The organism is Intrasporangium sp., assembly GCF_032907665.1.
In the GTDB taxonomy this organism is placed as follows: domain Bacteria; phylum Actinomycetota; class Actinomycetes; order Actinomycetales; family Dermatophilaceae; genus Intrasporangium.
This window is the reverse complement of record NZ_JAJJPG010000059.1, coordinates 1-5,910: the sequence shown is the minus strand read 5'-3', so window position 1 is coordinate 5,910 and position 5,910 is coordinate 1. Positions and strand designations below refer to the sequence as shown.

At 70.8% G+C, this 5,910-nt stretch carries 7 protein-coding genes; 2 read left to right on the top strand and 5 right to left on the bottom strand.

What is annotated here, in order from left to right; all coding sequences use genetic code 11:
* Window positions 1-276 precede the first annotated feature (276 nt).
* Together LOY02_RS10405 and LOY02_RS10400 are read left to right on the top strand one after the other, a co-directional pair.
* A complete protein-coding gene (locus LOY02_RS10405; protein ID WP_317182288.1) occupies window positions 277-708 on the top strand; it encodes a helix-turn-helix transcriptional regulator in 432 nt (143 codons plus the stop codon).
* Between the two features lie 10 nt (window positions 709-718).
* On the top strand, window positions 719-1,135 hold the full coding sequence (locus LOY02_RS10400; RefSeq protein ID WP_317182287.1) for a VOC family protein: 417 nt from the start codon (window positions 719-721) through the stop codon (window positions 1,133-1,135).
* On the opposite strand, the gene LOY02_RS10395 is transcribed toward LOY02_RS10400, so the two are convergent.
* The 5 genes from LOY02_RS10395 to LOY02_RS10375 form a co-directional block, all read right to left on the bottom strand.
* On the bottom strand, window positions 1,113-2,261 hold the full coding sequence (locus LOY02_RS10395; protein ID WP_317182286.1) for a lysylphosphatidylglycerol synthase domain-containing protein: 1,149 nt from the start codon (window positions 2,259-2,261) through the stop codon (window positions 1,113-1,115). The two genes, LOY02_RS10400 and LOY02_RS10395, sit on opposite strands and share 23 nt — an antisense overlap.
* Window positions 2,262-2,534: 273 nt before the next feature.
* Entirely contained in the window at window positions 2,535-3,161 is a 627-nt protein-coding gene (locus LOY02_RS10390) for a hypothetical protein (protein WP_317182285.1), read from the bottom strand.
* A gap of 306 nt (window positions 3,162-3,467) precedes the next feature.
* A complete protein-coding gene (locus LOY02_RS10385) occupies window positions 3,468-4,160 on the bottom strand; it encodes a Crp/Fnr family transcriptional regulator (protein ID WP_317182284.1) in 693 nt (230 codons plus the stop codon).
* Between the two features lie 63 nt (window positions 4,161-4,223).
* Complete coding sequence (gene ppk2, locus LOY02_RS10380; protein WP_317182283.1) at window positions 4,224-5,105, bottom strand: polyphosphate kinase 2; 882 nt, start codon at window positions 5,103-5,105, stop codon at window positions 4,224-4,226.
* A 26-nt stretch (window positions 5,106-5,131) separates the two neighbouring features.
* Window positions 5,132-5,542 carry a pyridoxamine 5'-phosphate oxidase family protein gene (locus tag LOY02_RS10375; RefSeq protein ID WP_317182282.1) on the bottom strand — a complete coding sequence of 137 codons (411 nt, stop codon included), beginning with the start codon at window positions 5,540-5,542 and terminating at the stop codon, window positions 5,132-5,134.
* Window positions 5,543-5,910: the final 368 nt, after the last annotated feature.

The window sequence follows — 5,910 nt, the reverse complement described above, 5'->3', positions numbered from 1 at the left end:
CATAGGGCACCTCGGACTCGACCGTCGCGGCGGCGACGACCGGCGTGGCGAGCGGCGTGGAGGTCGGCTCGCCGGCGCCGGCCGTCGCCGATGTGGCCGACGCGATGGGCGCAGCGATGGCGAGGGCGGTGATCAGGATGAGCTGGCGACGTCTGGTGTGCATCTTCTCCCCGTGGGTTGTCTGCCTGGTTGCAGTGAGTGGGAGACGCACGACCTGCGCCGGAAGGTTGCACGCCTCGGGGCACGACCTGAGGTCCCCTGTGGGATGGTGTGGGTGTGAACCTGGACGACCTCGTCCGGCTCCGCCGGGCCAAGGACACGATCGACCGCGACTACGCGGAACCGCTCGACGTGCCGGCCCTGGCGCGGGTGGCCCTCATGTCGGCCGGGCACTTCTCCCGGAGCTTCCGCGCCGCCTTCGGGGAGACGCCCTACAGCTACCTCATGACGCGCCGGATCGAGCGGGCCAAGGCCCTGCTGCGCCGGGGTGACCTGTCGGTGACCGAGGTCTGCTTCGCGGTCGGCTGTACCTCGCTCGGCTCGTTCAGCTCGCGCTTCACCGAGCTCGTCGGCGAGAGCCCGAGCGCATACCGGTCGCGCGACCACGCCGACGGAGCTGCGATCCCGGCCTGCATGGCCAAGATGCACACGCGTCCGGTGCGCCAACCGGTCAGGAACGGAGAAGCGGAGCCGGCGCCACGCCCGTAGCGTGACGCGCATGGACATCACCCTCTCGACCTGTTTCATCGCCGTCGACGACCACGACAAGGCCCTCCCCTTCTACCGCGACGTCCTCGGCCTCGAGGTGCGCAACGACGTCTCCTTCGAGGGGATGCGCTGGGTGACCGTCGGGTCGCCGTCGCAGCCCGACGTCTCCATCGTCCTCGAGCCGCCGCTCGCGGACCCCAATGCCTCCGATGCGGACCGGCGGACGATGGCCGAGCTGCTCGCGAAGGGCCTGCTGCGCGCCGTGATCTTCTCGACCGACGACTGCGACGCCGCGTTCGAGCGGATCCGCGCCGCGGGCGGCGAGGTGCTCCAGGAGCCGATCGACCAGCCCTATGGCGTGCGAGACTGCGCCTTTCGCGACCCGTCCGGCAACATGCTCCGGTTCAACCAGCAGCGATCTCAGTGAGCCGCGGGCCGCGTCGCCGGGCCTGCGCCCGCAGGTGCCAGAGGTAGGCGACGGCCGCCCCGGGGATCTCGCACGCGAAGGTGAAGAAGCTGAAGAGCAGCACCCCTGCGACCGAGACGACCGGGTCGCCGCCGAGCGCGATGAGCACGGCTGCGGTCCCGGTCTCGGTGAAACCGGTGCCACCGGGGGTGAGGACGACCGTCGTCAGCATCCGCCCGCACGCGTAGGCGGCGGTGACCTCGGCCCAGCCGAGGTCGCTGCCCACCACTGCGAGGCAGGCCCACATGAGCACGCCCTGGAGGACGAGGTAGGCGAGCATCCCGATGACGAGACCGCCGCGGCCGCGCTTGAGCAGCTCGACGGCGCTGGCGCGCTGGCTCGCCAACGACGCCGCCAACCCCTCGGGTGCAGAACGGCCGGCGAGCTGCGCCACTGATTCGGCGGCTCGCGCGATGCCCGCGATGAGGCGCGTGGCGAAGCCGTCGTGGGCGAGGGCGGCGACGAGGAGGACGACGACGAGTGCGCACACCGCGGCGCCGAGGCCGGCGGCGACGAGGACGGGTCCGCTCACGTGGGCGCCCACGACGAGCAGCCCCGCGAGGCCCGCGACCGGAAGCGCGAGCCGGGCCAGCACGTTCCACACGCCGGTGACCGCGGTGAAGAGGCCGATGGCGCGGTTGGTGAAGCCGTACTGCCGGGCCATGGCCCAGGTGACGCCCACGCCGACGGCGCCGCCGAGGGGGACGAGGTTCGAGACGCCGCTGCCGACGAGGTTGAGGATGAAGCCCTGCCCCTTGGTGAGCCCGGGGAGCGAGGCCGCGAGGACGAAGGAATAGGCCCAGAGCCCGATGAGCCAGAGCCCCGTGAGCCCGGCGAGCTGCCACAGGGGGACGGAGGCGAGCGCCTGCGTCGTCGAGTCCCACGATGCACCGGTGACCGAGGGCAGGACGAGGACGAGCAGCGTGACGAGCACGGCGAGGGAGACCCCGACCTGCAGCGCCCGGCGCGGCGAGAAGGCCGCGCGCGAGGTGGTGGGACGCTGGAGCCCGAGGTCGGCGGAGACGCGGCCGCGCACATCGCTGCGCAGGTCAGGGCGCAGGTCGGGCGTCAGGGTCTGGGTGGTCATGCGTGGAGGCTCTCTGGAGGACGGGACCGGTACTGCATGAGTCGCCGGTGAGACTGGTTGATACACGCCGACGGTTCCCTGGGGACTCGGTGCCCGCGTATCACCCCTCCACCATCCGCCTCGCCGCCGGCAGGCGACACTGGGGTCGACCCCGATCCGCCTCAGGGTTTGCCCTGCACTTCCCTTGCCGGCTCCGCGGATCACGCACAATGTGCCGTATGCCGCTGGGCTCGCCCGCGCGCTGGTTCCCGGCGTGGTCGGCCGGGTTGAGGTCTACGTCGCCTCGGGGTCGGACTGGTGGGCGGACGTCACGACGCCGGCTCCCTGGGGACTCTCGCCTCGCTGCAGGAAGAACGCGCCGACGGCACCGGCCACGGTGGCGAACACCACCACCGAGTACACCGCCAGCACGACCTCGAAGACTCGCGCGACCACGCCCTCGGCGGCCAGGGGCTCCCCCGTCGCGGTGGCGAGCGCGGCACCGTGCAGCGCCAGGCCGTAGTCAGTGAACGTCCCGGTGACGTAGAGGAGCTGGCTCGAGCCCAGGACGACGAGCCCCGTGATGACCGCGAGCCACGTGATTCTTCCGCTCAGCAGGCGGCCCGCCGACCGAGAGCCGCGAACCGTGGCGGAGACGACTCCACCGATCCGGGCGGTGCGCAAGAGCCGGAGTGCGCGGGCGAACCGCAGGAACGGGACGGCGAGGAACACGAGCTGCCACCAGTTCCGCCGCCAGAACCGACGCTGGTCACGCGCGATGTAGGCCCGGAGGGCGAACTCGGCGACGAAGGCCCCCCACAGCACCCACCCGGCGACCGCGAACACTCGCGACCACCCCGGTGCTGTCACCACCAGCTGCCCGGTCACGACGAGCACGAACAGCAGCCCGAGTGCCCCCATGGGGCGGTCGAGTCTGCGTGCGATCTCCTCAGCCGGGGACTCTCCCCGCGGTAGCCGGCGGCCGGGCACCGTCACCTTCACGGGCTCAGGGGGTTGCCGGTGGCGCACTGTGCAGCGCTGGCGGGCGCGCTCGGCTGTGCCGCGTGGCCGAACGTCTCGGCGGCACGGGTGAGGACACTGCTGGCGAGCATGGACCGCCTTCCGGTCGGGGCGCCCTTGGCCGGCGCGTCCCTGAGAGGGAACCACAGGTAGGGCCGGCGGGGCAGCAATCCGGGCTGACCCGGGCCGGGTGACCGGGGCGGCTGACTAAGGCCGCGTCGAGTCAGCCGCGCCCTCGAGGCCGACGGGGTCCGTGATGACGACCTCGCTCCCGCGCACGGTGATGAGGCCGGCGTCGGTGAAGGCAGCGAGCTTGCGGCTCAACGTCTCCGGGGTCGTGCCGAGGAGTGAGGCGATGTCCTTCTTGGCCAGCGGCAGGTGCACGACGAGCTGCCCGTCCGAGTGCGTGGTCGGCAGCCCGATGAGGTATCCCGCGAGACGGGCCTCGACGTCGGCGGAGGTGAGGTCGGCGATGAGCCGCTCCGCCGCATCGAGCCGGCTCGTCACCGTGTGGAGCATGCGGACGGCGATGTCGGGGTACTGCGCGACGAGGGTGCCGAGCTCGGAGTGGTCGAAGCTGCACAGCTCGACGTCCGCCAGCGCCGTGGCCCAGTCGTCCGGCCTTGCCCCGGTGACGAAGGCTGCCTCGCCGATGAAGTCGCCCGGCTCGAGGACGCGCAGCAGCTGCTCGTGACCGCTCGGCGAGAGATGGCTGATCTTCACCCGACCCTTGTGGACGACGAGCAGGTGCGAGACGTCGTCCCCGGGCCGGTGAATGGCCTCCCCGCGCTTCCGGCTGATCGGCCGGGCGTGTCTGGCGACCTCGTCCTGCTCCTCGGCGGACAGCCCCGAGAAGAGCGGCACGATCCCCACGCACGACGTACCGGGCGAATGGGTCACAGCGCCGGCTCCTTCTCCCTTGGACGCTGATCTCGTGGACCAGCATGCCACCGCGTCCGGGTGTCAGCGTCGCTTCTGCTCGGAGGGGTCCGGCACCAGCGTCGAGGCCCAGTCAGGGACGTACTTCGACACGGCGATCGGCGGCCGCTGGTATCCCGTGCTCGGCAGGCGATCGGGCAGCTCGATCTGGGGGCGGTCGTCAGCCGTGTCCTCGTAGGGGATCGACGACAGCAGGTGATGGATCATGTTGAGTCTGGCCTGCTTCTTCGAGTCCGATGCCACGTGGTGCCACGGTGCGAACGGCGTGTCGGTATGCACCATCATCTCGTCCTTGGCCCGGGAGAAGTCCTCCCAGCGGGTGATCGACTCGAGGTCGATCGGCGAGAGCTTCCACTGGCGCAGCGGATCGTGGAGCCGCTTCCGGAACCGCTCGAGCTGCACGTCGTCGGATACGGAGAACCAGTACTTGCGCAGGAAGATGCCGTCGTCGACGAGCATCTGCTCGAAGATCGGGCACTGGCGCATGAAGCGCTGGTACTCCTCCGGGGTGCAGAAGCCCATGACCTTCTCCACCCCGGCCCGGTTGTACCAGCTCCGGTCGAACAGGACCATCTCCCCGGCAGCCGGGAGGTGCTCGATGTAGCGCTGGAAGTACCACTGCGTCTTCTCGCGCTCGGTGGGCGCGGGGAGAGCGGCGATCCGCGCCGCCCGCGGCGAGAGGTACTCGGTGATCCGCTTGATCGTGCCGCCCTTGCCCGCGGCATCCCGGCCCTCGAAGACGACGATGACGCGGGCACCGGTCTCCTTGATCCACGTCTGGAGCTGCCCCAGCTCGCCCTGGAGGCGGTACAGCTCCGCGTCGTAGATCCGGTTGGGGATCTTCGTCGTCCGGAAGCCGGTGGCCTCGGAGGGTTCCTCGGTGGCGGCTGCGTCCTTCGGCGTCATCTCGTCAGGCTAGCGCCGAGGCTCGGTCACGTGACGTTCTTGAGCCGGCCCCACGCGTGCCAGCGGTCGATCTCGATCCACGCGCTCACCCGTGCACGTCCGCGCACGCCATAGGGCCGGCCGGTGAAGTGCCGCGCGATCCGGTCGATGTCGGCGAGGTCGGGGTCGTCCGCCCACTCGACGACGCGCCCGAGGACGCTCACGTGCGTGGCCCAGTCCTCCGGATCCATCGCGCTCAGGCTGACCCGTGGATCGTGCCGCAGGTACGCGATCCGCTTGCGCCCAGCATCCATGTTGACGAGGATCCGGCCGTTCTCGTAGAGATACCAGGTCGGCACCGAGACGGGGTGGCCGTCGGGGCGGACGGCGCTGATGGTCGCGTGGTTCGGTCTGACGAGCAGATCCTCGACCGGTCCGGGCAGCGGTGGTTTCGGCACGACCTGGTCCTCTCTGTGGGGCCGGCTCCGTGGGCGGCCCCTCGACCATACGTCCGGCCCTCCGCCGGGGCGCCATAGATCGCTCCTGCGCGGCCATCCGGGTTCCACCGGCTGAATCGAACCCCTCCGCCGGATCCGCACGGGTCCCTCCGCCGGGCCTCACACACTGACCCGCTGGGCGGGTCACCGTCGCTTCCCGTTCAGAAACCGACACTGACCCCCTGGGCGGGTCATTGTTGCTTCCCGTTCCGAACCGACACTGACCCGCTGAACGGGTCAGTGTCGGTTGGTGATGAGGGACCGACACTGATTCGTGGGGCGGGTCAGTGTGTGAGTGGGCGCCGCGGGGTGGAGGTCTGAGGGCCCCG